Origin of the sequence: Stenotrophomonas sp., from assembly GCF_032066555.1 — a bacterium.
Lineage (GTDB): Bacteria > Pseudomonadota > Gammaproteobacteria > Xanthomonadales > Xanthomonadaceae > Stenotrophomonas.
On sequence record NZ_DAMBKV010000009.1, the window covers coordinates 53,954 to 77,566 of the forward strand.

Consider the following 23,613-nt stretch of genomic DNA (forward strand, 5'->3'; position numbering starts at 1 on the left):
CGCTGTTGCGTTTACAGTTGATGTTGCGGTTGCTGCGATCCGCTGGGGGAGGAAGGCAAGACGGGCGGCCCGACAGAGACCTGGGCGGTGGTTGCGGTGCTCGACTGGATCATCGCATCAAGTGCAAAACCCATCAGCACGCCTTCGATATCGGCTGCAACAAGCACATTCGCATGATGGGCCAGGTTGCCGGCGATGCCCCACTGGAAGCCGCGCCCGGAGGGCAGTGCATGGGTGGCGAGCAGGCGTCCATCGCGTCGGTCGAGTACGCCCACGCCAGCGCCGTGCTCAAGGAAATAGGGATGGCCAGCGGCCATGCCGACCAGCAGATGATCGCCCAGCGCCAGTGGTGTGCCCCAGCTCCAGCCACCAACATCGGTGCGCCACAGCACACGCCCACTGACGATATCGATGGCACTCACCTTGCGCAGGTCCGAGGAGCCGATGTACAGCGTGTTGCCGTCGAAGGAGGGCTCGGATTCGATCCACGAGGTCCAGAACTGGGTCAGCCACAGCGGGTTGCCGGTGCTGGCATCGATTGCATGCAGCACGCCGCTGCGGTCGTTGCAGAACACACGGCCGCGATGCACCACCGGTGCTGCGCCCGGGCGTGCGGCCAGGCGGTACTGCCATAGCGGCGTGCCGGTACGTGCATTGAGGGCCTGCACCACGCCGGCCTCGGTGATTGCGAACAGCTGGGTGCCGTCGCTGGCCAGTCCATGCTGGATACGGCCAGCAAGCTGGCGCTTCCAACGACTGGCGCCGGTGCGCATGTCCAGCGCCTGCACGCTGCCGTCGCTGCCGCCGATATAGATCTGGCCGTTGCCAAGCAGCGGGCGCGGGCCTTGCCATTCCCAGGCCGCCGATTGCGGTTGTGGGGGCTCGCGGCTGCTACGCGCGTCCTGGATCGACGAGCGCCACTGCTCGCGGCCGGTCTTGCGGTCAAGCCGATGCAGGTAGCCACCATCGCTGCTGATGAAGACCGCATCGTCGGTGACCTGTGCGCTTGCATAGACCGGGTAGCCCAATGCGCTGCCCCAGCGCAGGCTGCCATCGGCAAGGTCGATGGCAAACAGAGTGCCAGCGGTGGTGCCGATATAGGCAATGCCATCGGCGACAACCGGCGAGGCGAAAATCTGGCCACCAAGGTGGGCCTTCCAGCGCGGGCCTGGCAGGGCTTGGGGCGCTGTGTTTGCTGCGGATTCGTTGGGAAGCGCGGCGGGCGTGCCACGGCGCAGGCGCAGGCGTTCGCCGCTGCCCAGCAAGGTGCCGGTCAATTCCTTGTCCTGCATCCGCAGCGCCATGTGCAGGGTGCGATGGACCAGGGTGTTGCTGTCGTCGAGATCGGCCTTGCCGTGCAGGGGCAGTGAGCGCAGGTGGGCGATGGGCAGATCAAGTTGCATGTCATAGCGGCCGTTGGCGTCGGCCTGCAGGTTGAGCCCGATGCTGACCTTCTCGCGTGGGCTGCCGATCTCGCCGAGCCAGTAGCCGGAGAGGTCGTCGGCAGCGCTTGCAGCGCGTGCCGGCAGCAACAGCAGGCAAGCCAGGACCGCCAGCAGCGGAAGGTGGCGATGAAGGGTATTGGCTTTCGGCTGTTCCATGCAGTGATGCCCGGTGCGTGCTGGTTGGCTGGCAGGAACCTGGCGGGAGCACTCGGCTCCCGCCAGGCGGTGTTGCATTACGGCTTAGAAGGCGAAGCGCAGTGAGGCCATGTAACGACGGCCACTCTTGTAGGCACCATTGAGCAACTTCTCGTTGCCGAAGTAGCTGTGATACTGCTCGTCCAGCAGGTTCATGCCTTCAAGACCGATGCTGAGGTAGTCATTGACCTTGTAGGCCACCGATGCATCCAGTGAGCGGTACTCCATCGTCCATACATCGCGGCCGCCGCTGACGCGGGTGAAGTACTTGTCACGCCAGTTGTAGGTGATGCGGGCGTTCCACTTGTCGTTCTCGAAGAACGGGCTCAGGTTGTACTGATTCTTCGAGTTGAAGGGCAGGGGCTTGCCATTGGTAGCCTCGCCGTCCGAATAGGTGTAGTTGGCGATGATGCCGAAGCCTGCACCGATGTTCTGCTGCCATGCCAGCGAGTAGCCCTTGACCTTGGCATCCCCTGCGTTCTGCGGACGATCCACCAGGAATACCGCGTCACGCAGCTGGTTGATGTTGTAGTGCGTTTCTTCCTGCGAGATGCGCAGCACGTAGTCGCTGACGTCACGGTAGAAGATCGAGGCGGCCAGGATGGCATCCTGCGAGAAGTACCATTCGCCGGAGAAATCCAGGTTGGTGGAGCGGTAGGGCTTGAGGTTGGGGTTGCCACCGCCACCCGTCAGCGACTGGTCGGACAGGAACAGGTAGCTGGACACATCCGCATAGTTGGGACGGGCCATGGTCTTGGCCGCCGAGAAACGCAGCACAACGTCGTCGCTCGCATCGTAGACCAGGTTCAGATTCGGCAGGACGTTGCTGTACTTGTTGCTGCGGGTCACGTAGTCATAGGAAGCTTCGACCTGGGCCGGTGTCATCTGGCTGGTCGTGCAACCATTCAAGCCGGTGTTGCAGGAGTAGGCGCTTGAATCCAGCTTGGTGCTGACATAACGCACGCCGATGTTGCCGCGCAGGCGCTCATAGCTGAAGTCAGCCTGCACGTAGGCGGCCTGGATGTCTTCCTCGATGGTCCAGGTGTTGCGGATGAACTCCGCATTGCCCTTCGTGGTGGGGACCGGTGCAGTCTGGTACGGCGCAAGCCAGGTGTTGCCGCGGATGTAGTCTGCCAACGCCCAGCCATCGATGGTGAAGCGGCGGTTGAGGTCGCCATAGCCACTGAAGCCGCTCAGGTAGTTGTCCGGCAGGTCGCGTGGCTTGAACATGTCGGCGGTGGCATCGCCCCAGCCCTGTACGGAGGGCAGGGTGACGCCACGCTGGATCTGGCCGGTTTCATGGGCGCGCTGTTTGTAGCCAAAGCGCAGCATGTAAACCGGGGAGTCCAGCTTGATGCCGAAGTCGACCTGGCCGTAGGTCTCCTTGTCCAGCGTGGGCTTCTCCACCAGATTGCCGCCCCAGCCGGAGCACCAGTTGTTGGTGGTTGCGCAGTTGGTGCTGGCATAGCCGCCGTCCATGCGGAAGAGCTCCGGCGTGGTGAACGGATTGGGGCCGTGGATGTTCAAGGTTGCCGGGGTGCCAGGACCATTCTGGACTGACCAGTCGTAGTCGGCGCTTGCCAGGAATTCACCAAACACCTGCTCCGGGCCGCCTTCGGCCTTCGTCGAACCGATGTGGGTGGAGGCGAACCAGCGCTCGTCGTTCCAATCCGCCTTGATGTCGTAGGTTTCCGACTCGATCTTGGCGCGACGGTTCTGCATGTCGAACACCATGCGTGCACCCTTGTGCTTGGCGGCGGTGATCAGCCCGTCCTCGATGGTGATGTCGGTCAGAGAACCAAGGCTGCCATACGTGTTGCCCTGCCAGGCGAACATGGCCTGGGCCATGTGGTCGAAGTTGGCGTCGATCTTCACTGCATTGAGTTCGACGTTCAACTTCTCGATCGGCTGGAACTGCAACGATGCGGAGTAGGTGTTGCGCTTGCGCTCCTGTTCGAAAAAGTGCGCGCTGACCGAGCTCGGGCCAACCGCATCGGGGTTGTTGCGGATGGCATCGGCGCAGGCACCGGTGCAGTTGCCGGTGGCGATGGAGCCGGCTGCACCATCCAGGCCGTCGCGATAGTGCTTGGCCAGCACGGTGCCGAAGGACTCGATGCCATCGCGGCGGATGCTTTCATTGGTGGACTGCGCGGACAGGATGAAGCCGAAGGTGTCATCCGCGTTCTTCCAGCCGAATGCGGCCGAGGCGCTGGGGTCGGTCTTTTCGACGCGGTCATTGCGTGAATAGCTCACCCGGCCGGTGATGCTGATCTGCTCGGGCATGTCCAGCGGCTTGCGGGTGGAGACATTCACCGTGCCGCCGATGGAGCCTTCGTCCAGGCGCGCTTCCGGCGACTTGAACACTTCCACCTTGCCGACCAGTTCCGGTGCCAGCAGCGAGTAGTTGAAGGTGCGGGTCGGGAAGTCGGACATGTTCCAGTCGCCCGAGGCGATGGACTGGCCGTTGAGCAGGGTACGGTTCAAGGCCGGGTCAACGCCGAGGATGCTGACGCGCTCGCCCTGGCCGTAGGCGCGGTCGATGGTCACGCCGGGGATGATGGTCATCGCTTCGGCGACGTTGGTCGCGGGGAACTTGCCTACGTCTTCGGCGGTGATCACGTCGACGATGCTGTCGGCATTGCGCTTGGACTCAAGCGATTGCTGCAGGCTGGCGCGGATGCCGGTGACGACGACGCGGTCGAGTTCGGTTGCCGCCTCCGGCTGCGCTTCCTGTGCGCTGGCCGCAAAACTGATCGCCAGACAGCTGACGATGGCGGCGGTTAACGGTGACTTGCGGTGTTTCAAAGGTCTCTCTCCCTTTGCTGATGGATGGCCGGCAAGTGCTGCTGGCCAGTGATTCCCGCATCCCTTCGGGTGTGCGGAGAAACAACGCGGCTGCCGTGATGGCCGGCCACGTCGAACGCGGTGTCAGGTCAACAACAGGCCGGTTGCAGCAGGGGTCAAGCGCGCACGCTGGCGGGCGCCGTTGGGAGTGGATCGGATGTACTGCCGGCCTTGCTTGTCCACGTCATGCCTCGATGGGTGGGTGGGGCGGGTGACTACCGTCGTTCAGCTCGGGGTGGAGTTTGCGTGTATTTGTTTTCAATTTGCAAAAATAATTTTCACGAAAAACTGACGCCTTGAAATCTCTGTTTCATACTGTAGTTGCTGTTTTTCAAGGATAAATTGAATGAAAAGGAATATCCATTCATTCCTCCTGAAACTTATTGGAGTGAATTTCAGTCATTTTTGAAAATTATGTTTATCTTCAATTCATTGATAATCCAGATTCCGCTTGGGCGCTGTTCTGGGCGTTGCGGCTGCGATTGCAGTTGCTCCAGTCGGTGCAGGCTGCGCGCGTTACGCCGTCGCCCGCGGCGGGTAGTTGGAGGCGCACCAACGGCGCATCGCGGGTAAAAAAAAGCGGGCCTGGAAATCCCAAGCCCGCTGGAGAAAAAGACAACAGAACCAGTGAAACGGGTAGCTACGCCTTAGAAGGCAAAGCGCAGCGTGGCCATGTAGCGGCGGCCGGTGCGGTACAGGCCGCGGATGACCTTCTCGGTGTTGGCGACGCCCGGAACCTCGGCGTAGGAGCGGTATTCGCTGTCGAGCAGGTTCATGCCATCCAGACCCAGGGTCAGGTTGTCGGTCAGCTTGACGTTGATGTTGGCATCCAGCGAGTCGTAGTCATCGGTGACCAGGAAGTTGCCGCGGTCAGCCTGCGTGTAGTACTTCGAACGCCACGAGTAGGTGACACGCGCGCTCCAGCGCTCGCTCTCGTAGAACGGGCTGAAGTTGACCTGGTTCTTGGAGTTGAACGGCAGGCGGTTGCCGGCATCAGCCTTGGCGTCAGCGTAGGTGTAGTTGGCGAGCAGGCCCAGGCCGTTGTCCAGGCTGGTCTGGAACGCGGCCGAGAAGCCCTGGATCTTGGCGCCACCGGCGTTGTTCGGACGCGAGATGTCGTACTCGGTATCCGTCTGCTGCGACTGGTTGTAATGGGTTTCCTTCTGCGTGGTCACCAGGATGTAGTTGTCGACCTTCTTGTAGAAGGCGGTACCGGCCAGGATGGCGTTCTCGGCGAAGTACCACTCGGCCGACAGGTCGAGGTTGGTGGACTCGTACGGATCCAGGTTCGGGTTGCCACCGCCACCGGTCAGGGTCTGGTCGCCAATCCACAGGTAGCTGGACATGTCGCCGTAGTTCGGACGCGAGATCACCTTTGCCGCCGAGCCACGCAGGACCACGCTGTCATTCAGGTCGTAGGCGACGTTGAGGTTGGGCAGGACGTTGTTGTACTTCTTCTTGACCGTGCTCAACACATAACCGTCTGCCGGGCACGGGCTCTTCAGCGAGGAGCAGGTGTAGCCGGTGCTTTCCGATTCGGTCTGCACCAGGCGCACGCCGAAGTTGCCGCGCAGGCGATCATGGCTGAAATCAGCCTGGATGTAGGCGGCGTTGATGTCTTCCTTTACCGTCCAGGTGTTGGCGGCGTAGGACGGATCGCTGAAGGTGCTCGGCGTCGGCATGGTCTGCCACGGGGCCAGCCACTTGCCGCTGTTGATGTAATCGGCCAGTGCCCAGCCGTCGATCATGAAGCGGTTGCTCAGGTCACCCACGTTGCCGAAGCCGCTGAGGTAGCTGTTCGGCACATCCTTGGGGCTGAACTGGTCGGCGGTCAGGTCGCCATAACCCTTGATCGATGCCAGCGATACACCCGCCATCGACTGCGAGGTTTCGTGCTCACGACGCTTCAGGCCGAAGCGGACCTGGTAGATCGGCGAGTCCAGGGTGACGCCGCCGTCGACCTGGAAGTAGCGCTCTTCGTCCTTGGTCGGCTTGGTCACGATGTTGCCGCCCCAGCCTGCGCCCCAGTTGGTGGCGCTGGGCGGGTTGGTGTGCCAGCCACCGGCCGGGCCACCGCCGTCAAAACGGTAGGCGGATGGGTCGGTGAACGGGCTGCCGGCATGGCCGGGCTTCATGTGCGTGGCAACGTCGGCGACCGGGTCGGTCTGGTAGCCGTGGAAGTTCAGGCTCGGCGTCTTGCCGCTGATGTCGTAGCTGTAGTCGGCCTTGTTGAGGAACTCGCCGAACACCTGCTTGCCGGTGCCGCCGCTTGCCTCCGAAATGCCGGCGTGGGCCGAGGCGAACCAGCGCTCGTCCTTCCAGGTGAACTTCAGGTCGTAGGAATCGGTGTCCACCGTGGCCTGGCGGTTGAGCAGGTCATACACGGTCAAGGCGTTGCGGAACGAGGCCTTGGTCATCACGCCGCCATCGACGGTGACGTCGGTCAGGCCGCCCAGCGAGTTCCATGGATTGCCGTTGAAGGCAAACATGGAGTGGGTCATGTTGTCGTACTTGGCCTTGACGTTGAGTGCGTTGAACTCGATGTCCAGCTTGTCGGTCGGCTTGAACTGCAGGGCAACGGACAGGGTGTCGCGCTTGCGCTCCTGTTCGAAGTAGTGCGCGCTGATTGCGTTCGGCGCGACCGCATTCGGGTTGGCCAGCAGGGTGGTGGCGCAGGTGCCCACGCAGCTCGGCGGCATGGTGGTGGCCGGGTCGGTCGACCAGTCGGTGGTGGTGGTGGTGATCGAGTTCGGCGAGCCGCCCTTGCCGTTGATGTAATCCTTGCCACTGACCGTGCCGTAGGACTCGATGCCGTCACGACGGATGTTTTCGATCGAGCGCTGGGCGGACACGATCACGCCGAAATTGTCGGCGTCGTTCTTCCAGCCGAACATTGCCGACACCGACGGATCGCCCGCTTCGACGCGGTCGTTGTACAGGTAGCCGACGGCGCCGGAAATGGTGGTGCCGCCCAGGTCCAGCGGCTTGCGCGTGGAGACGTTGACGGTACCGCCAATGGAGCCTTCCTCAAGCCACGCTTCCGGTGACTTGTAGACTTCGACCTTGCTGACCAGCTGCGGCGCCAGCAACGAATAGTTGAAGGTGCGGCCCGGCTGGTCCGAGATGAACCAGTCGGCCGAGGCAATGGTCTGGCTATTGAGCAGGGTGCGGTTCAAGGCCGGGTCGGTGCCCAGGATCGAGACCTTTTCGCCCTGGCCGAAGGCCTTGTCGATGGTCACGCCGGGAATGATGGTGATGGCTTCGGCGACGTTGGTGGCCGGGAACTTGCCCACATCTTCGGCGGTGACCACGTCGACGATGGCGTCGGAGTCACGCTTGGAGTCCAGCGCCTGCTTCAGGCTGGCGCGGATGCCGGTGACAACCACGGTATCCAGTTCGGTGGCCTGCTGGCCGGCGTCCTGCGCGTGCGCGGAAAAGCTCAGGCAGGTGACGATGGCGGCGGATAGTACGGACTTGCGGTACCTCATGATGTCTCTCCTCATCATTGATGGATGCCGGCGAACTGGCCGGAACTTGTGTCACGGGAAGCTGGGCATGAGCGGGTTGCTGCATGCGCCTGGTCTACTGCGGAGTGCGGTGCGCTGGGATCGATTTCCCTGCGTCCCAGATACCAACTGGCGGCGCCGATGACGCCCAGTTGCCCGTGCTCTACCAACTTCACGGGGATGCGTTGCAGCGCTTCGCGCATCGGTCCCTTGTTGAGGAAACGTTCGACGAAGCTGCTGTTCAAAAGGAACGGACTGATCTTGGGCAGGATGCCGCCAGCCAGGTAGATGCCGCCCTGTGCGCCATACAGCAGGGCCATGTCGCCGATGGTCGAACCTAGGATTGCGCAGAACAGCTGCAGTGCCTGCACGGCAAGCGGGTCGCTGCCATCGCAGGCGGCGGCGCTGATGGCGTCGGGGCTGGTGTACGCCGGCGCGCTGTCGCGTACGGCGCACAGCGCGTTGTACAGATTGAGCAGGCCTGGGCCGGACAGCGCATGTTCGATGGCGACATGGCTGCGCCCGCGCAGCATGTGCTGCAGCACGGCGACTTCCAGCGGCGTGCTGGCACTCAAGGAGGCCTGCCCGGCTTCGGTGGCCAGTACCATCGAGCGGTTGCCATTGGGAATCCACAGGGCGGCGCCCAGGCCGGTGCCGGGGCCGACGATCAATACCGGGCCATCGCCGCTGGCCGGGCCGCTGAGCTGCAGCGCGTCGCCGTCCTTGATGTGGGCGGCAGCATGGGCAACGGCTTCGAAATCATTGACCAGGTGCACGGCGGCGAAACCAAGATCATCGCGGATGCGATTGCACGACAGTGGCCAGGGCAGGTTGGCGGAAATCACGGTGCCATCGGGCAGGGCATAACCGGCGCTGGCGATGGCGCACTCGCGCACCGTGGCGCGGTCCACCGGGAACTGGGCAAGGATGCTGCTCAGGTCCGGATAGTCGGCGCAGCGGTACTGGCGATAGCCGAGCAGCTGCATGGGCGCGCTGGCGCTGCTGCCCGGCTGCACCAGGCCGACGCGGACGTGGGTGCCGCCCACATCGGCGGCCAGCAGCGGCGCGGCAGATGCAGGAGTGGTCAGCTTGGCTGTTGGATTCAGGCTGGCTACCACGCACGTCCCCTGGAAGTTGGCGCGACACCTGTGATGGCGTTGCGGCATGCGGAGTGTCGTGGCTTCGTGACAACGATGTCAAGGCGCACTGCAAAAAATTTTCATCCTCATGGGGATGCAGATGCTGCCTATATATCAATGATTTCAGTGATTATTTTTGTTTCATTTGAAATCCAGGGGCGCTTTTGCATTGAATCTTCCGGGGGCGCTGGAGTCGCGTGAAATTTTTTGGCACGCCAAGGGCGCCTGCTGGAGCGACGTAAGCCGCGAAGCCGGGGGCGATGAAATGGAGGGCTTTCCTGTATCGCTGATCGGCAACGGGCATCGGTGGGTCGATGTACAGGGCAACTGCTGGCTGTTGGATCAGCTGCTTCGCGGCTTACACCGCTCCCACACCGTCCCACACATCCGGAACTTCCAATGGCCTGGAGGCAGACAGCAGAAGGCCACCGCATGCGGTGGCCTTCTGGGTTACATCACACCGCCGTGCGGATTATTTGGCGGGTTCAAGCTTGATCCAGTCCAGCGTCCACATGTTGGGGCGGGTGTCGCCGGTGAAGCGCACGCACAGGTCGCCACGGTTGGCCGGCGCACTGATCGGGGCATCCAGCTCCAGGAAGCCGTCGGCGCCCGGTTCGGCAGGCAACGGGATCGAGGCCAGCGGCTTGCCTTCGCAGTTGGCAAGGATCTCCATTTCACCGTGGGCGGTACGCGCCGGTGCGAACTTGCGCGACGGCTCGTCGTGGGCCAGCTGGAAGTTGTAGGGGATGCGACCGGCGCGCACCTTGACGCTGGTGATGCCGGACAGATCGACATCGCTCCACAACCAGCAGGGGTTGAAGATGTTGACGTTGAAAATTTCGCGCTCGCCTTCGGCCGGACCGTCATCTTCCAGGCGCAGCAGCAGCTTGCCACCGTTCGGGCACAGGCCGAGCTGGGTGTCCTCACGGACCAGCAGCGAGGCCGCATCCAGCTGGAAGCGGCTGGCCGCTGCCAACGGCTTGCCATCAAAGAAGGCCGCGGCCTGTATCTGCACCGGTACCTTCAGCTGCAGCGGCTGTGCGTACAGCGGCGAGCTGGCGGTAACGGCACTGCCGTCAACGGTGTAATGCACCGGGTAGCCCAGCGGATTGTTGAGGCTCACCTGCACCGCACCGGTGCGGTGCTCGCCCTTGTCCTGCATGTCCACCTGGAACGGCGTCTTTGCATAGGCGATGTTCATTGCCTGGTAGCGCTGCAGCTGGCGCGGCAGGCGCTGCAGGAAGTTGCTGAAGCTGCGCTTGTCCTGCGGGCTCCAGCCGGTCTCGGCGACCGCAGCCAGGCGCGGGAACAGGTTGTGCTCCAGGTTCTGGTTGTTGCGGGTGTGCTCGTTGAACATGTTGGCCTGCAGGCCCAGGATGTGCGAACGCTTGTCGGCGGCGAGGTCGGCCGGTACCGGCTCGAACTCATAGGCCTTCTGCAGGGTGATCGTGGTCGGACGGCCCGGTGGCTCGTTCGGCGATTCGGTCTGCAGGTAGTCCATGTACATGTGGGTGACCGGCGACATCACCACGTCGTGGCCTTCGCTGGCGGCCTTGAGCCCGCCCTCGGTGCCACGCCAGGACATCACCGTCGCTTCCGGCGGCAGGCCGCCTTCGAGGATCTCGTCCCAGCCGATCAGGCGGCGGTCGTGCTGCTCCAGGAACTTCTCCAGGCGCTTGATGATATGGCTCTGCATTTCCATTTCATCCTTCGCGCCGAGTTCGCGCATGCGTTCCTGCACGCGCTTGGAGGCGATCCACTGGTCCTTGACCGCTTCGTCGCCACCGACGTGCACGTATTTGGACGGGAACATTTCAATCACTTCTTCCAGCACGTTTTCCAGGAACTGGAAGGTGCTCTCCTCGGTGTTGAACAGGTTCTGGAAAACGCCCCACTGGTTGTCGATGACCAGCTTCTGGTCAGTGGTGCCCAGCTCCGGGTAGGCGACGATGGCGGCGGTGGCGTGGCCGGGCACGTCGATTTCCGGGATGACCTGGATGTGGCGTTCGGCCGCATAGGCGATGATTTCGCGGATCTGCTCCTGGGTGTAGTAACCGCAGTACTGGCGGGCTTCGCCGGTGGCGGCATTGCGGCCGGCATCACCCAGCGGCACGCGGCAGCTGCCGACTTCGGTCAGCTTCGGGTAGCGCTTGATTTCCATGCGCCAGCCCTGGTCATCAGTCAGGTGCCAGTGGAAGGTGTTGAGCTTGTGCTGCGCCATCGCATCGAGCAGCTTCTTGATCTCGTCCATGCTCTGGAAGTGACGCGCGGAATCGAGCATGAAACCGCGCCATGGGAAGCGTGGGGTGTCGTTGATGGTGGCGGCGGCGACGTGGCCTGGCGTGTTGCCGGTCAGCAGCTGCGCGGCGGTGACCGCGCCGTAGAACAGGCCGACATCATCACCTGCGCTGATGTCGATGCCGGTATTGGATACCTTCAGTGCATAGCCTTCGGCGGTGTTGAGCGCTGAAGGATCGAGGCGGAAGCGGATCTGCGCCTTGCTGGCGCTGTCGGCAACGGCCAGGGTTGGGCCGCCGTTCTGCTTGAGCAGGGTTACGAACTGCGCGGCGGCGCGGCGTGCGGCCTCGTCATTGCCGCCGACGCGTGCGGAATTCTGCAGTACGAAGTCCTTGCCGCCGTCGGCCTGGTAGCTGGCCGGCAGGGGGATGAGCGTAGGGGCGGAGGTGGAGTCGGCGGCCTGCACCTGCAGGGCGGACATGCCCAGCAATACGCAGCTGCTGAGCCACGGCGCGCGGCTGCGCTTGTGGAAGGACTTCGTCATGGGCGGAGCTCCTGTCTGTCTTTGCATGGGCGGCAGTGTGTCCTGCCGCATGGATCTTGTGTAGTGCCGAGCCATGCCCGGCAAGGTGTTGCTGTGGCTGTTGCTTCTGTTGTTGTAGTGCTGAGCCATGCTCGGCAGGGTGTTGCTGTTGCTTTTGTTGTTGTAGTGCCGAGCCATGCTCGGCAGGGGCTTCGCTCGACAATGCGTGCGTTGCCGAGCATGGCTCGGCACTACATCAAGCAGGGCAATGCCGAGCATGGCTCGGCACTACATGAAGCGGGGCAATGCCGAGCATGGCTTGGCACTACATGTAGTCAAAAAAAAGCCGGGCCCGGAATGATCCAGGCCCGGCGGGTCACGCTATCCGGCAATGTTGCCTGCCGGCATGGATCAGAACTTGAAGCGCAGGTTGGCCATGTAGCGGCGGCCGGTGAAGTATTCCGCAGCCAGTGCCTCTTCCTGGGCAACGTACTGGCGGTACTTCTCGTTGAGCAGGTTCATCGCATCCAGCGACAGGCTCAGGTTGTCGGTGAAGTTCCAGCCCAGGCTTGCGCTCAGGTCGGCATACGCGGCGGTGGTGGCCGCCGGTGCACCGGCAACATAGCCAACGCCTTCGTACTTGCTACGCCAGTTGTAGTTGACACGGGCGCTGAACTGCTCGTTTTCAAAGTACGGGCTGACGCTGACGGTGCTGCGCGACAGGTAGGGCATGTTGTTGCCGGCATCGGTATCGCCGGTTGCGTAGGTGTAGTTCGCGATCAAGCCCAGGCCGGTGTCGCCGAATGCCTGCTGGTAGTTGACGTTGAAGCCGCGGACACTGGCGCCGCCGGCATTGCGCGGACGGGTGACGCTGTAGTCGCAGAAGCCATCGGCGGTACAGCCGTGCGAGCCAACCGTGGTCAACCAGGTGGTCGGGTTGCTGTCACGCATGGAGTTGTAACGACGCTCGGTGCCCGGGGTCTGCAGCACGTAGTTCTGGGTCTGCTTCAGGAACACCGAGCCTGCCAGCACCGACTGCGGGGCGAAGTACCACTCGGCCGAGAAGTTGAAGTTGTAGGCCTTGTACGGATCCAGGTCCGGGTTGCCACCCGAGCCGGTCATCATGGTGTCGTTGAGGAACAGGTTGTTCGACATCAGGTTGTACGGTGCCCAGGCGATGACCTTGGCAGCCGAAGCACGCAACACCACGTCGCCGCCATTGTCATACACCAGGTTGACGGACGGCAGCATGTTGCTCTTCTTGCTCTTGCTGGTCTGCCACCACTCGGCCGGCGCCGGCAGCACTGGCTGGTTGTCGCCGTACACATAGGCGCTGCTGTCGGTCTTGGTCTGGACCCAGCGTACGCCGAAGTTACCGCGCAGGGCGCCGGTGGAGAAGTTCAGCTGCGTGTAGGCGGCTGTGGTCTTCTGCTCCAGTTCCCAGGTGTTGTTCAACAGGCTGGACGCGTCGGAACGCGAGTAGTCCACCGGGCTGCCATGCACCCAGCTGATCACGTTGCCCTGGCCGACCTGCGGGTGGTGGCTGGTGTTGCCGAACACGCCGCCCAGGCTGCCGAGCAGGTTGGTGTTGCCGATGGTGCCGACGTCGGCCAGGCTGCCGGTACGCACGCCGCCATACACGCCCAGGCCGTAGTTTTCGGTGTGCTCGGTGCGACGCACGCCGACCAGCAACTGGTTGAAGATGCTGTCGAAGTTCTTGCTGAAATCCAGCTGCGCGTACTTGTCCTTGGCTTCGGAGCTGAACACACCGTTGTTGCCGAAGATGTTGCCCCAGTTCGCCGGATCGTAATACGCGGCCTGGTCATCGGCCTGGAAGCCCTTGCGGTAGTCCCAGGTGTAGGAACCGCTGTAGACCGGCTCGATCAGGTACTGGCTGATGTTCGGGTTCTCGGACTTGCTGGTACCGATCTTGCCGCCCAGCTTCCAGCCGTCACCGCGGTACTGCAGGTCCAGGTCCACGCCCTTGGTGGTCACTTCCGAGAAGCGCACCTGGTTGTCGTAGATGATGCCGGTGCCGCTGCCGGGGTTGGCATTGGTGTGGCCGCCGGTGACGAAGCCGCCCGGGCCGGTCGGGTTGAAGTAGTCGACGGCCTGCATGGACGAGTTGTTCTGCGTCATGAAGTTGTACATCGACTGGTTGTAGCTGTCGAAGTTCTCCTTGATGTACAGGCCGCTCAAGGTGCCCTCGAACTGGTCGTTGGGCTTGAACTGCAGGTTCACCAGGGCGCTGTCACGCTTGCGCTCCTGCTGGAAGTAGGCAACGTTGATTTCCTGCGCGACCTTGTCGGTGGGGCGCAGTTCGCCCTTGCCGACCTGGGCGGCGATATTCGGGTTGACCTTGGCAAAGTCGGCAACGGTGCTGTAGCCGAAGATTTCGATGCCCTGGCGATCGACCTTTTCTTCATGGCGCTGGGCGGCGACGTTGACGCCCCAGGTGGAGTCGTCGTTCTTCCAGCTGTAGAGCACCGAGATGTTCGGGCTGCCCTTCTCGGCCTGGTCGTTGTAGCTGTAGCCGACCGAACCGCTGACCGAATTGGCGTCCATGTCCAGCGGCTTGCGCGAATGCATCATCACGGTGCCGCCGAGGCTGCCTTCCGGCAGGCGGGCTTCGGAGGACTTGATGATTTCCAGGCGGCCCAGCACTTCCGGGGCCAGCATGGTGTAGTCGAAGCCGCGGTTCGGCGACTCGCCGTACAGCCAGATGGCCTGTGCAACCGGGTGGCCGTCGATGAAGCTCAGGTTGAGGCTCGGGTCGGTGCCGTCGATGCTGACGCGCTCACCCTGGCCGAAGCGACGGTCGATGGTGACGCCCGGGATCAGCGCCATGGCTTCGGCGGCGTTGGTGTTCGGGAACTTGCCGATGTCTTCAGCGGTGATCGACTCGGATACCGTGTCGTTGTTGCGCTTGGTATCCAGCGACTTTTCCAGGCTGGCGCGGATGCCGGTGACCGTCACGGTGTCCAGGTCGGTGGCGTTCTGCGGGGCTTCCTGCGCGTGTGCGCTGAAGGCGAGGCAGCTGACGATGGCTGCCGAAAGAAGGGTCTTGCGATGCATGTTGTCTCTCCTCAACATCAAGATTGATTGGCACTGCGTGCCGCGTTACTACGGGTCCTGCTGGTGGATCTGTTGCTTATGCTGCTGAAGGCTTACTTGGCCGACTTTTCCAGATACCAACTGGCGGCGCCGATGACGCCCAGTTGCCCGTGCTCTACCAGCTTCACGGGAATGCTTTGCAACGCCTTGCGCATCGGCCCCTTGTTGAGGAAGCGTTCGACGAAGGTGCTGTTCAAAAGAAATTGGCTGATCTTCGGCAGGATGCCGCCAGCCAGATAGATGCCGCCCTGCACGCCGTACAGCAGGGCCATGTCACCGATGGTCGAGCCGAGGATGCCGCAGAACAGCTGCAGGGTTTCCACGGCCAGCGGGTCGCTGCCATCGCAGGCGGCGGCGCTGACGGCGTCCGGCGTGGTGTGCACCGGCGTGGTGCCACGCACCGCGCACAGTGCGTTGTACAGGTTGAGCAGGCCGGGGCCGGACAGTGCCTGCTCGATCGACACATGCGGACGGTCCTGCAGCATCTGCTGCAGCACGGCCATTTCCAGTTCGGTGGTGGCTGCCAGCGAGGCCTGGCCGGCTTCGGTGGCCAGGACCACCGAGCGGTTGCCGACTGGAATCCGCACCGCGGCACCCAGGCCGGTGCCGGGGCCGATCACCAGCGTCGGGCCGCGTTCCACGTCGGCCGGGCCGGTGAGCTGCAGCACCTGGCTGGCGTTGATGTGGCCGGCCGCGTGCGCGACGGCTTCGAAATCGTTGACCAGATGCACGCCGGCAAAGCCGAGATCATCACGGATGCGGCTGGACGACAGCGGCCACGGCAGGTTGGCCGAAATCACCGTGCCATCCGGCAGCGCGTAGCCGGCGGTGGCGATCACGCAGTGCTCGACCGGCGGGTTGTGGCTGGCGAAGTCGGACAGGATCGCGCTGAGGCTGGGGTAGTCCGCACAGCGATACTTGCGGTAGGACAGGACATCGATGGCCGGATCGTTTGCCGCTGCTGCCTGGATCAGACCGACGCGGACGTGCGTACCGCCCACGTCGGCGGCGAAGAAGGGCCGGCAGGCGGGGTCAAGGCGGGTGGTCTGTAGTGGGGGGACGACAGCAGTCACTCGGGTTCCCTATGGCGAGGCGGAGCGCCCGGAGAGGGCACCAATCGGGGGCGAGTCTGTAATCGTTCTGACAACGATGTCAACGAATAATTGAAACTTTCGATGTTGCGCCGCAGCGCATCTGCGCAAACCTTGGGGCGCCTGCATTTGTTGCATCCGATAACGTGTAGCGGCTTACGTTACGGGGTTTTTCGCAGAAAGCCTGATTCTTCCGGGCTTGTAGGGCATTCCTGATGATCTATCGGAATAGGCCGCCGAGGTGACGTTGTTGACAAACTTGTCCGCAGCAAACAATAAATGTGACAACGTTGTTCCCACGTAATCGCCTGACGGCTCGATCCGTCTCCCGCATCCGCAGGAGCTTTGCCCATGTCTGCTGTTCCCGACTCGACGCCGCGTACCAGCACGGCATCTTCCATCGCCGTGGTCGGCGTGCTGTTTTTCATTCTTGGCTTTTTCACCTGGCTCAACGGGCCGCTCATCACCTTCGTGCAGCTGGCCTTCCAGGTCAGCGAGATATCCGCGTTCCTGGTGTTGATGGTGTTCTACCTTTCGTATTTCTTCCTCGCCATTCCCGCGTCGTGGATCCTGCGTCGCACCGGCATGAAGAAGGGGTTGGCCTTGAGCCTGGTGGTGATGGCGGCGGGCGCGGCGGCATTTGGCCAGTTCGCTACCTGGCGGGTTTTCCCGGGTGCACTGGCCAGCCTGTTCGTTCTTGGCGGAGGCTTGGCGCTGCTGCAGACATCGGTCAACCCCTATATCTCCATCCTCGGCCCGATCGAAACGGCCGCACGTCGCATCGCCTTGATGGGCATCTGCAACAAGATCGCCGGCATCCTGGCGCCTCTGTTGCTGGGCTCGCTGGTGCTGCACGGCGTGGGTGATCTTGCCGCCGAAGTCGCCAAGGCCGATCCGGCCACGCGCGAAGCATTGCTGGATGGGTTTGCCGGCGGCATCCACACGTTCTACATGGTGATGTTCGCCATCCTGCTGGTGGCATCGGTCGCGGTGCTGCTGTCGCCGCTGCCGGAAGTCAGCGCCGAAGAATCCAACGCCGCGCCGGAACAAAGCGGTACCGCTGCCAAGCGCAGCATCTTCCAGTTCCCGCACCTGTGGTTGGGAGTGGTCTGCCTGTTTCTGTATGTCGGCGTGGAGGTGATGGCCGGTGATGCCATTGGTACCTACGGGCACGCCTTCGGCTTGCCGCTGGACCAGACCAAGTTCTTCACCTCATTCACCTTGTTCGCGATGCTGCTCGGCTATCTGGCCGGCCTGGCACTTATCCCGCGCTATATCTCGCAGGAGAAGTACCTGGCCGTGTCGGCGGTGCTGGGCGTGCTGTTCACCCTCGGTGCATTCTTCACCCACGGCTATGTGTCGGTGGGCTTCGTGGCTGCCCTCGGCTTTGCCAATGCGATGATGTGGCCGGCGATTTTCCCGCTGGCGATCCGCGGCCTGGGTCGCTTCACCCAGACCGGTTCGGCCCTGCTGGTGATGGGTATCGCCGGTGGCGCGATCATCCCGCAGGCCTTCGCCCTGCTCAAGCACGCCTACCCGGAGCACTTCCAGCTGGTGTTCGCGGCGCTGATGATCCCCTGCTACCTGTACATCCTGTACTTCGGCACCGTTGGCCATAACGCGGGCAAGGCACGTGGCGCCTGAATCAAGCATCATGGCGGCAATCGAGCCAACGCGGGAACCGGTAATGCGTAGACCCACCATCAAGGATGTCGCCGAGCGGGCCAAGGTCTCTTTGAAGACCGTCTCGCGGGTGATCAACAACGAGCCTTCGGTGATGCAGGCCACCCGCGCGCGCGTGCTGCGCGCGGTGGCCGAGCTGGACTATGAGCCGGATCCGTCCGCGCGCAACCTGCGCAGCAACACCACCTTCGTGATCGGGCTGGTCTACGACAACCCCAATCCGTACCACATCATCGGGGTACAGAACGGCGTGCTGTCGGCCTGCCGCGAAACCGGCTTCGGCCTGCAGATCCATCCCTGCGACTCGACCTCGCCGATGCTGGCCGAGGAACTGGCCGATTGGGTACAGCGCTCGCGGCTGGCCGGGCTGGTGCTGACCGCGCCGATGTCCGAGCGCCCGGAGTTGGTGGCTGCGCTCAACGCGCGTGGCATCAAGACCGTGCGCATCATCGCCGCCACCGAAGACCCGGGCGATGGTGCCTGCGTGTTCGTGGATGACCGCGACGCGGCCTATGAAATCACCGAGCACCTGATCCAGCTGGGCCACCAGCGCATCGGCTTCCTGTGGGGTGGTACCTCGCACCGCTCCAGTGGCGAGCGCTATGCCGGCTACGAGGCGGCATTGAAGGATTACGGGATCAACCTGGACAAGCACCTGGTGATTCCGGGTGACTACACCTTCGACGATGGCTTCCGTGGTGCGCGCCGCCTGCTGGCGCTGCGCGAACCGCCAACCGCCATCTTCGGCTCCAACGACGAAATCGCCGCCGGCGTGCTGGCGGCGGCCAATTCGGCCGGCTTGAACGTGCCGTATGACCTGTCCATTGCCGGCTTCGAGGACAGCCCGTTCTCGCGCCAGTCGTGGCCGGCATTGACCACCGCCAAGCAGGCCACCGGCGATATCGCCCGCCATGCGGCGCGCCTGCTGATCAGCCAGCTGCGTACCGACGCCTACGAAGACAGCCCGGCCCAATTGCAGAATCAGGGCTTCGTACCGCAGCTGGTGGTACGTGGTTCCACCGCGCCGCTGCGCCAGCAGGCGTCGCGACCTCCTTCATCTCCCCCCGACCTTTCCGAGTAATGATCCATGGCACTGCCCAGTGAAACCGAAACCCTGATGTTCAACGAGGCGGCACAAAGCGCCTCTGTCATCGCCGCCCAGTTCGCACGCAACCGCGACGTGGTGCAGGCCCTGGCCGCAGACCTGCGCCAGAACCCGCCACCGTTCGTTGTCACCTGCGCACGCGGCAGTTCCGATCACGCGGCAACCTATGCCAAGTATCTGTTCGAGACCCAGCTCGGCCTGGTGACCGCTTCGGCGTCGCCGTCGGTGGGCTCGGTCTATGAAGCGCCGCTGCAGCTGCGCGGCGCGCTGTACATCGTCATCTCGCAGTCGGGCAAGAGCCCGGACCTGCTGCGCAATGCCGAAGCTGCCAAGGCTGCCGGCGCGCGCGTGGTGGCCCTGGTCAATGTCGAGGATTCGCCGCTGGCCCTGCTGGCCGAAACCGTGATCCCGCTGGGCGCCGGTGCCGAGCGCAGCGTCGCCGCGACCAAGAGCTACCTGGCCTCGCTGGCGGCCATCCTGCAGCTGGGTGCCTACTGGAAGAATGATGCGACCCTGATCGCCGCCCTGGACGCATTGCCGGCGGCGATGAGCAAGGCCTGGGAGTGCGACTGGAGCGCAGTCACCAACGGCCTGGTCGATGCCCACAACCTGTTCGTGCTCGGCCGTGGCCCGGGCCTGGCGGCAGCGCAGGAAGCGGCGCTGAAGTTCAAGGAAACCTGCGGCCTGCATGCCGAAGGCTACAGCTCGGCCGAAGTGAAGCACGGCCCGATGGCGCTGGTGGGCGAGGACTTCCCGGTGCTGGCCTTTGCCCAGCCTGATGAAACCGGTGCCGGCACCCGTGCCGTGGCCGAGGAGTTCGCCGCGCGCGGCGCGCAGGTGTGGCTGACCGGCGAGGGTGGCAACCTGCCGACCGCCGAGGCATCGCACCCGCTGTGCGCGCCGCTGCTGACCATCCAGAGCTTCTACCGCGCGATCAACGCGCTGGCGCTGCGCCGTGGCAACAACCCGGACCTGCCGCCGCACCTCAACAAGGTGACGGAAACGGTCTGATGAAAACCGCGCTGCGCAATGGCCGGGTACTTGCCGGCGAGAACTTCCGTGACGATGTCGCGGTATTGATCGAAGACGGCCGCATCACTGCGGTCGTCGCCAGTGATGACCCGGCGGTTGCCGCGGCCGAGGCGCAGGTGGACCTGGGCGGCGGTTGGCTGCTGCCCGGCTTCATCGATGCCCAGGTCAACGGTGGCGGCGGCGCGCTGTTCAACAACCAGACCGATGTCGATGCCCTCCGCACGATGGTGGCCGGGCATCGCCGCTACGGCACCACCGGCATGCTGCCGACCCTGATCAGCGACGATGCCGAGGTGATGGCGCGTGCGGTGCGGGCTACCCGTGAGGCGATCGCCGCCAAGGTGCCGGGCGTGCTCGGCATCCACCTGGAAGGCCCGTATATCGCCCCCGCCCGCAAGGGCACCCACGATGCCGGCAAGTTCCGCGTGCCCGATGCCGATGAAGTGCGCATGGCCACCGCGCTGGACAACGGCGTCACCCTGATCACCCTGGCACCGGAGCGCGTGCCGCAGGAAACCATCCAGCAGATGGTCGCCAATGGCGCGATCGTGGCTGCGGGTCACACCGCGGGTACCTACGACGAGATCCGCGCCGGTCTGGATGCCGGCATCACCGGTTTCACCCATCTGTACAACGCCATGTCGCCGCTGCAGGGGCGTGATCCCGGCGCGGTCGGCGCGGCGCTGGAAGATGCTGACAGCTGGTGCGGCGTGATTGTCGATGGCGTGCACGTGCACCCGGCCAGCCTGCGCGTGGCGCTGGCGGCCAAGCCGCGCGGCAAAGTGTTCCTGGTCACCGATGCGATGCCGATGGTCGGTTCGGACAACCCGACGTTCGAGCTGTATGGCGAAACCATCACCGCCGTTGATGGCGTGGTCCGCAATGCCGCAGGTGCCTTGGCGGGTTCGGCACTGGACATGATCACTGCCGTGCGCAACACGGTTGGTCTGTTGGGTCTTTCGCTGGCTGAAGCCTCGCGCATGGCATCGACGTATCCGGCGCAGTTCCTGGGGCTGGATGATCGCTACGGGCAGATCGCAGCCGGCTACCAGGCTGATTTCGTCCTGCTGGACAGCGACCTGCAGGTGCAGGCCACCTGGATCGCCGGGCAGCGCGACTGAGTTCCAAGGTATGAACAAAGCCATCCGATATGCCTCGGTGGATGCCCTGCGTGGCATCACCGTGGCGGCCATGCTGCTGGTCAACAATCCCGGCAGCTGGAGCCACGTGTACGCACCGCTGTTGCATTCGGAGTGGCATGGCTGCACACCGACCGATCTGGTGTTCCCGTTCTTCCTGGTGATCGTTGGCGTGTCCATCGCGCTGGGCGTGGTGCCGCGGGTGGAGCAGGGCGCTGACCGTGGTGCGTTGACACGCACGGTATTGATCCGCGCCGCACGCATTCTGGGTCTGGGGCTGCTGCTGCACTTCCTGGCCTGGTGGTGGCTGGATCTGCCGCACTATCGGCCCTGGGGCGTGTTGCAACGCATTGGACTGTGTTTTGCGTTCGCCGGCATGGCTGCCATCTGGATGAAGCCGAAGGCGCAGACCTTGTGCCTTGGCGTGCTGGTGGTGGGCTATGCGGCACTACTGGCTGCTGGCGGTTCGATCGCGCCCTGGCTCAATGTCGCCAGCCGCGTGGATACCCAGCTGTTTGGCGCGCTGCTCTACCAATACGATCCGGCAACCGGCCATGGCCATGATCCGGAAGGCTTGATGTCCACCTTGGGCGCACTGGCCTCGACCTTGCTGGGTCTGCGTGCAGGTTCGCTGTTGCGGCAACGGCCGTGGCGATTGCTGCCGATGGCGGTGCTGTTGCTGCTGGCGGGTGGCATCTGGGCGCAGTGGCTGCCCTTGAACAAGAACCTGTGGACGCCATCCTATGTGCTGTGGACCGGCGGCTGGGCATTTGCCGGGCTTTGGATGGCACACATCCTGATCGATTGCCGGCAGTGGCCGGCGCTGGGCCGTCGCTTTGGTGTCAACGCGATCAGTGCCTATGCCGGCTCCTCGGCGATGGTGCTGGCGATGATGGCCACCGGCAGTTGGGGCTGGCTGTGGGAACATCTGTTCAATCGCTGGTTGAGCCCGCTGGCGGGCGCGCAGTTCGCCTCGCTGGTGATGGCGCTGAGCTTCGTTGCGCTGTGGTGGTTGCCGATGGCGTGGATGGACCGCCGCAAGATCTACCTCAAGATCTGAGGCGACCAGTCGCAGGCTTGTGGGAGCGGCGTAAGCCGCGAAACCGACAGTGCCGAGATCATCGGCAGATTGTGCAATTGCATGCGGCGGGTGTAGCTGTTGCATTACCAGCTTCGCGGCTTACACCGCTCCCACAACATCCAACGGCTGCAACAGCGGCGGGCAATCAACGCGCGGCGCTGATTGCCTTGATACGTGCCTTCTTCAAGGCCTCGCCAATGGCAGGCCCCTGCAGGCCTTCGGTGGCGATATCGCGGGCATTGATCGCCAGCGCAGCCGCATGCAGGCGCAGCAAGGTGCTCCGCTGCGGGTAGTCACTGTCCTGGAAGCCCAGCCGGCCGCGCTTGTCGCATTCGCAGGCCAGGGCCATCTGTGCAATGCGCTCGGGACGGCGGAAGCCATCGCAGCGCTGGATCAGCTCCAGCACGGTGGCATCGCGCAGCTCATCGATGCGGTGCACGTTGAGGTGTTCGCGGCAGACCGCTTCGGCCAACAGCCGGTGGTCGAGCGGAATCTTCAAGCGTTCGCAGAGCGTGGCCAGAGGCTTCACGCCGCGCTGCTCATGCATGATGTGGCGCGGCAGTTCATCGGCCGGCGTCAGTGCCTTGCCAAGATCGTGGGTGAGGGCAGCGAAGCCGATCAGGTCATCGCCCGGCGCCAGTTGTGCGGCCATGTCGCTGACCATTTCCTGGTGCACGCCGGTATCCACTTCCGGGTGGAACTCGGCGCGTTGCGGTATGCCATAGAGCGCGTCGACTTCCGGCAGGATCACCGCCAGTGCGCCGGTATCGTGCAGGCAACGCAGGAACGCCGAGGGCTTTTTCATCGTCAGGCTGCGCCGCAGTTCCTGCCAGATGCGCTCGGGTACCAGTGCATCCAGTTCGCCGCTGGCGGCCATTTCGCGCATCAGCGCTGCCGTTTCTGGCGCCAAGGTAAAACCCAGGGGTGCGAAGCGCGCCATGAAGCGCGCCGCACGCAGTACACGCAGCGGATCTTCAACAAAGGCCGGGCCCACATGGCGCAGCACGCGTTGCTCGATGTCGCGCACGCCGCCCCAGGGGTCGACCAGCTCGCCGGTTTCCTCATCACGGGCGATGGCATTGATGGTGAAGTCGCGGCGCTGCAGGTCTTCTTCCAGGCTTACCGAAGGGTCGGCATCGACCACGAAGCCGCGGTAGCCACGGCCGGATTTGCGCTCGGTGCGCGCCAGTGCGTGTTCCTCACCGGTATGCGGATGCAGGAACACCGGGAAATCCTTGCCCACGGCCTTGAAGCCGTCGGCTTCCATCTGTGCCTGGGTTGCACCGACTACCACCCAGTCGCGGTCACCGGGTTGCAGGCCAAGCAGGGAATCGCGGACAGCGCCGCCGACGAGATAGGTTTTCATGCAGGCATGATAAGTCGGATGGGGTAGGGCACATGTAGTGCCGAGCCATGCTCGGCTAGGGGCTTTACAGGCAAAGGCTCAAAGCACCCCTCCCCAACCCTCCCCTTCGCTG

Annotated in this window: 13 protein-coding genes; 5 read left to right on the forward strand and 8 right to left on the reverse strand. The window is 63.6% G+C overall.

The features are described from left to right. Positions 1-11 precede the first annotated feature (11 nt). The 7 genes from RT131_RS12035 to RT131_RS12065 form a co-directional block, all read right to left on the reverse strand. Complete coding sequence (locus RT131_RS12035; RefSeq protein ID WP_313173045.1) at positions 12-1,601, reverse strand: PQQ-binding-like beta-propeller repeat protein; 1,590 nt, start codon at positions 1,599-1,601, stop codon at positions 12-14. Between the two features lie 84 nt (positions 1,602-1,685). After that, the gene (locus RT131_RS12040; RefSeq protein ID WP_313173046.1) at positions 1,686-4,445 is read right to left on the reverse strand and encodes a TonB-dependent receptor; all 2,760 of its coding nucleotides are present in this window, start codon (positions 4,443-4,445) and stop codon (positions 1,686-1,688) included. Between the two features lie 686 nt (positions 4,446-5,131). Then, positions 5,132-7,972, reverse strand: coding sequence for a TonB-dependent receptor (locus tag RT131_RS12045; RefSeq protein WP_313173047.1), 2,841 nt, complete (start codon positions 7,970-7,972; stop codon positions 5,132-5,134). Between the two features lie 14 nt (positions 7,973-7,986). Further along, positions 7,987-9,108 carry a glucokinase gene (locus tag RT131_RS12050; RefSeq protein ID WP_313173048.1) on the reverse strand — a complete coding sequence of 374 codons (1,122 nt, stop codon included), beginning with the start codon at positions 9,106-9,108 and terminating at the stop codon, positions 7,987-7,989. Positions 9,109-9,601: 493 nt separating this feature from the next. Next, positions 9,602-11,911 carry a family 20 glycosylhydrolase gene (locus RT131_RS12055; protein WP_313173049.1) on the reverse strand — a complete coding sequence of 770 codons (2,310 nt, stop codon included), beginning with the start codon at positions 11,909-11,911 and terminating at the stop codon, positions 9,602-9,604. Between the two features lie 390 nt (positions 11,912-12,301). After that, positions 12,302-14,965, reverse strand: coding sequence for a TonB-dependent receptor (locus RT131_RS12060; protein WP_313173050.1), 2,664 nt, complete (start codon positions 14,963-14,965; stop codon positions 12,302-12,304). Positions 14,966-15,057: 92 nt separating this feature from the next. Beyond that, complete coding sequence (locus RT131_RS12065) at positions 15,058-16,077, reverse strand: glucokinase family protein (RefSeq protein WP_313173051.1); 1,020 nt, start codon at positions 16,075-16,077, stop codon at positions 15,058-15,060. Positions 16,078-16,446: 369 nt separating this feature from the next. Between RT131_RS12065 and RT131_RS12070 the strand changes: the two genes are divergently transcribed. From RT131_RS12070 to RT131_RS12090, 5 genes are read left to right on the forward strand one after another with little or no spacing between them, the layout of a single operon-like run. Continuing rightward, positions 16,447-17,739 (forward strand): sugar MFS transporter, encoded by a 1,293-nt coding sequence (locus tag RT131_RS12070; protein WP_313173052.1) that lies wholly within the window; start codon positions 16,447-16,449, stop codon positions 17,737-17,739. 43 nt (positions 17,740-17,782) lie between these two features. Further along, on the forward strand, positions 17,783-18,859 hold the full coding sequence (locus RT131_RS12075; RefSeq protein ID WP_293714555.1) for a LacI family DNA-binding transcriptional regulator: 1,077 nt from the start codon (positions 17,783-17,785) through the stop codon (positions 18,857-18,859). Positions 18,860-18,865: 6 nt separating this feature from the next. Continuing rightward, the gene (locus RT131_RS12080; protein WP_313173053.1) at positions 18,866-19,894 is read left to right on the forward strand and encodes an SIS domain-containing protein; all 1,029 of its coding nucleotides are present in this window, start codon (positions 18,866-18,868) and stop codon (positions 19,892-19,894) included. Continuing rightward, positions 19,894-21,036, forward strand: a complete 1,143-nt coding sequence (gene nagA / locus RT131_RS12085) for an N-acetylglucosamine-6-phosphate deacetylase (RefSeq protein ID WP_313173054.1) — start codon at positions 19,894-19,896, stop codon at positions 21,034-21,036. Before RT131_RS12080 ends, nagA begins: the two co-directional genes overlap by 1 nt. A gap of 10 nt (positions 21,037-21,046) precedes the next feature. Continuing rightward, positions 21,047-22,114 (forward strand): heparan-alpha-glucosaminide N-acetyltransferase domain-containing protein, encoded by a 1,068-nt coding sequence (locus RT131_RS12090; protein WP_313173055.1) that lies wholly within the window; start codon positions 21,047-21,049, stop codon positions 22,112-22,114. Between the two features lie 166 nt (positions 22,115-22,280). Here the strand turns inward: RT131_RS12090 and RT131_RS12095 are convergent, their stop codons facing one another. Continuing rightward, positions 22,281-23,501, reverse strand: coding sequence for a multifunctional CCA addition/repair protein (locus RT131_RS12095; protein WP_313173056.1), 1,221 nt, complete (start codon positions 23,499-23,501; stop codon positions 22,281-22,283). Positions 23,502-23,613 lie beyond the last annotated feature (112 nt).